The 255-nt window shown below is 68.6% G+C and carries 1 pseudogene; it reads right to left on the bottom strand.

The features are described 5' to 3' along the window. Nucleotides 1-255, bottom strand: a pseudogene (cpsB, locus tag EU805_RS17305) (mannose-1-phosphate guanylyltransferase/mannose-6-phosphate isomerase); the annotation flags it as partial.

Genomic DNA, 255 nt, shown 5'->3' with positions numbered 1-255 from the left:
GTTGCGCGCGGTCCTTGTGGGCCACGAGCACCGCGTCGGGCATCGCCACGGCGACGATGTTGTCGAGCCCGATGCCGACGATGGCCTGGCCCTCGTTCTCGGACCGCAAAAGCGTGTCGGTGCAGTCCATCGCAAGCGCAGGGCCTTTCGTGGCGAGGCCGGCGTCTTCCGTCTCGCGCCAGACGGCGGTCCAGTCGCCCAGATCGGACCAGGCCCCGTCGTAGGGCATGACCGAGAGGTTGTCCGCCTTCTCCA

The sequence above is a fragment of the Salipiger sp. IMCC34102 genome (assembly GCF_004145405.1).
Classification (GTDB): Bacteria; Pseudomonadota; Alphaproteobacteria; order Rhodobacterales; family Rhodobacteraceae; genus Loktanella.
This window is presented reverse-complemented; position numbering and strand designations above follow the sequence as displayed.